The sequence below is a fragment of the Pseudomonas sp. P5_B2 genome, from assembly GCF_056400445.1.
On sequence record NZ_JBFULH010000434.1, the window covers coordinates 1 to 3558 of the forward strand.

Annotated in this window: 4 protein-coding genes; all 4 read left to right on the plus strand. The window is 60.7% G+C overall.

The features are described from left to right. Positions 1-895, plus strand: an 895-nt coding sequence (locus AC1DRJ_RS21895; protein WP_477803980.1) for an ABC transporter permease subunit, incomplete at its 5' end; no start/stop codon positions are given. 10 nt (positions 896-905) lie between these two features. Continuing rightward, positions 906-1829 carry an ABC transporter permease subunit gene (locus AC1DRJ_RS21900; RefSeq protein WP_477803981.1) on the plus strand — a complete coding sequence of 308 codons (924 nt, stop codon included), beginning with the start codon at positions 906-908 and terminating at the stop codon, positions 1827-1829. A gap of 10 nt (positions 1830-1839) precedes the next feature. Further along, entirely contained in the window at positions 1840-2808 is a 969-nt protein-coding gene (locus AC1DRJ_RS21905; protein ID WP_477803982.1) for an ABC transporter ATP-binding protein, read from the plus strand. Next, positions 2808-3558, plus strand: a 751-nt coding sequence (locus AC1DRJ_RS21910; protein ID WP_477803983.1) for a dipeptide ABC transporter ATP-binding protein, incomplete at its 3' end; no start/stop codon positions are given. The genes AC1DRJ_RS21905 and AC1DRJ_RS21910, both read left to right, overlap by 1 nt.

The following is a 3558-nucleotide window of genomic DNA, read 5'->3' on the forward strand; positions in this document are numbered from 1 at the left end:
GGGCGAACGTCGAGTCGACCCCGAAATGCATGCTCAGGCAATGGAACGCCTTGGTCTGAACAAACCGCTGTATGCCCAATACATGGACTACATCGGTAAACTGGCCCACGGCGACCTTGGCGAATCGCTGCGTACCCGTGAAAGCGTGTGGACCGAATTCACTTCTCTATTCCCCGCGACCCTGGAACTGTCCATGGCCGCGCTGCTGTTCGCCGGCATACTGGGCCTCCTGGCCGGGGTGATCGCGGCACTCAAGCGAGGATCCCTGTTCGACCATGGGGTGATGGGCATCTCCCTGGCGGGATACTCGATGCCGATCTTCTGGTGGGGCCTGATCCTGATCATGTTCTTCTCCGTGAGCCTGGGCTGGACCCCGGTGTCCGGGCGGATCGACCTGCTCTATGACATCGAGCCGCGCACCGGCTTCATGCTCATCGACACGCTGCTGGCCGATGACGTCGGCGCCTTCTTCGATGCCCTGCATCACTTGATCCTGCCAGCCATCGTGCTCGGCACCATCCCGCTGGCCGTTATTGCGCGGATGACCCGTTCGTCGATGCTCGAAGTACTGCGTGAAGACTACATCCGTACAGCCCGCGCCAAAGGCCTGTCGCCGTCACGCGTGGTGTTCGTGCACGGTCTGCGAAACGCGCTGATTCCGGTACTGACCGTGGTAGGCCTGCAAGTCGGCACATTGCTGGCGGGCGCGGTTCTGACCGAGACCATCTTCTCGTGGCCCGGCATCGGCAAATGGCTGATCGAAGCCATTGGCGCCCGAGACTATCCAGTCGTGCAAAACGGCATCCTGTTAATCGCCTGCCTGGTGATCGTGGTCAATTTCGTCGTGGACATCCTCTACGGCTTTGCCAACCCACGCATCCGTCACCAGCGCTGAGATCATGACCATGACCACTCCAGCTTCAACTTCAAATCAAGCGGTAACAGTCGATCAAAGCCTGCTGTATCCGTCCCCGTACAAAGAATTCTGGCACGCGTTTTCCCGAAACAAAGGCGCCGTCGCCGGCCTGATGTTCATGTTGCTGGTGATTTTCTGCGCGATCTTCGCGCCGTGGGTTGCCCCGCATAACCCGAGCGAGCAATACCGTGACTTCCTGCTGACCCCGCCAGCCTGGCTGGAAGGTGGGCAGTTGCAGTTCCTGCTCGGCACCGATGAACTGGGTCGCGACTTGCTATCGCGGTTGATCAACGGTTCGCGCCTGTCCCTGCTGATCGGCTTGTCGTCAGTGGTGATGTCGCTGATTCCGGGCATCCTTTTGGGTCTGTTCGCCGGGTTCTTCCCGCGCATGCTCGGCCCGACCATCATGCGTCTGATGGACATCATGCTGGCCCTGCCGTCCCTGCTGCTGGCCGTGGCGATTGTCGCCATCCTCGGCCCTGGCCTGATCAACACCATCATTGCCATCGCCGTGGTTTCGTTGCCGTCGTATGTTCGTCTGACCCGCGCCGCGGTGATGAGCGAAGTGAACCGCGACTACGTGACCGCCGCGCGCCTGGCCGGTGCCGGTCTGCCGCGCCTGATGTTCGTCACCGTGCTGCCCAACTGCATGGCGCCGCTGATCGTTCAGGCCACCTTGAGCTTCTCCTCGGCGATTCTCGATGCCGCCGCACTGGGCTTCCTCGGCCTTGGCGTACAACCGCCAACCCCTGAGTGGGGCACCATGCTGGCTTCGGCTCGCGACTACATCGAACGCGCCTGGTGGGTAGTCAGTCTGCCTGGTTTGACCATTTTGCTCAGCGTGCTGGCAATCAACTTGATGGGCGACGGCCTGCGCGATGCGCTGGACCCGAAACTCAAGAACGCCGCCTGAGGAGATTCAAATGTCACTGTTAGAAATCAAGAATCTCAACGTTCGCTTTGGCGACAAGAACGCCGTTCCGGTGGTCGACGGGCTCGATATTACCGTGGACAAAGGCGAAGTCCTGGCCATCGTTGGCGAGTCGGGTTCCGGTAAATCCGTGACCATGATGGCGCTGATGGGCCTGATCGAGCATCCAGGGATCGTCACTGCCGACGCCCTGAATTTCGACGGCAAGAACATGCTCAAGCTCAGCAACCGTCAGCGTCGACAAATCGTCGGCAAAGACCTGGCCATGGTCTTCCAGGACCCGATGACCGCGCTGAACCCGAGCTACACCGTCGGTTTCCAGATCGAAGAAGTGCTGCGCCTGCACCTGAAAATGTCCGGCAAACAAGCGCGCAAGCGTGCCATCGAGTTGCTGGAAAAAGTCGAAATCCCCGGCGCCGCGAGCCGTATGGACGCCTACCCGCACCAACTGTCCGGTGGTATGAGCCAGCGTGTAGCGATCGCCATGGCGATTGCCGGCGAACCGAAACTGCTGATCGCTGACGAACCGACCACTGCACTGGATGTAACGATTCAGGCGCAGATCATGGACCTGCTGCTGGCGTTGCAGAAAGAGCAGAACATGGGCCTGGTGCTGATTACCCACGACCTCGCCGTCGTAGCCGAAACTGCCCAGCGCGTGTGCGTGATGTACGCCGGCCAAGCGGTTGAAGTCGGTCAAGTGCCCCAGCTGTTCGACATTCCGGCACACCCGTACAGCGAAGCATTGCTCAAGGCGATTCCGGAACACAGCCTGGGCGCCACGCGCCTGGCCACGCTGCCAGGCATCGTTCCAGGTCGGTATGACCGTCCGCAAGGTTGCCTGCTGTCGCCGCGTTGCCCGTACGTGCAGGAAACCTGCCGTCAGCAACGTCCGACCCTCGACCCGAAAAGCCACAGCCTCGCCCGCTGCTTCTACCCGCTGAATCAGGAGGTGGCGTAATGGCCGTCGTACTTACCGCCCGCGACCTGACCCGTCACTACGAAGTGTCCCGAGGCCTGTTCAAGGGTCATGCGACAGTACGCGCCCTGAACGGTGTGTCTTTCGAACTGGAAGCCGGCAAGACCCTCGCCGTTGTAGGCGAATCGGGCTGCGGCAAATCCACCCTCGCCCGTGCGCTGACGCTGATTGAAGAACCGTCCTCCGGCTCCTTGAAAATCGCCGGCCAGGAAGTCGCCGGTGCCGACAAGGCCCAGCGCAAGCAACTGCGCAAAGACGTGCAGATGGTGTTCCAGAGCCCGTACGCGTCGCTCAACCCACGGCAAAAAGTCGGTGACCAGCTTGGCGAACCGCTGCTGATCAATACCAACCTGAGCGCCTCCGAACGTCGCGAAAAAGTCCAGGCGATGATGAAGCAGGTCGGCTTGCGTCCCGAGCACTACCAGCGTTATCCGCACATGTTCTCCGGCGGTCAGCGCCAGCGGATCGCTTTGGCCCGCGCAATGATGCTGCAACCGAAAGTGCTGGTCGCGGACGAACCGACCTCGGCGCTGGACGTGTCTATTCAGGCGCAGGTGCTCAACCTGTTCATGGATTTGCAGCAAGAGTTCAACACCGCCTACGTGTTCATCTCCCACAACCTGGCGGTGGTGCAACACGTTGCCGATGACGTGATGGTGATGTACCTCGGTCGCCCGGTGGAAATGGGTCCGAAGAACGACATCTACGAGCGTCCACTGCACCCGTACACTC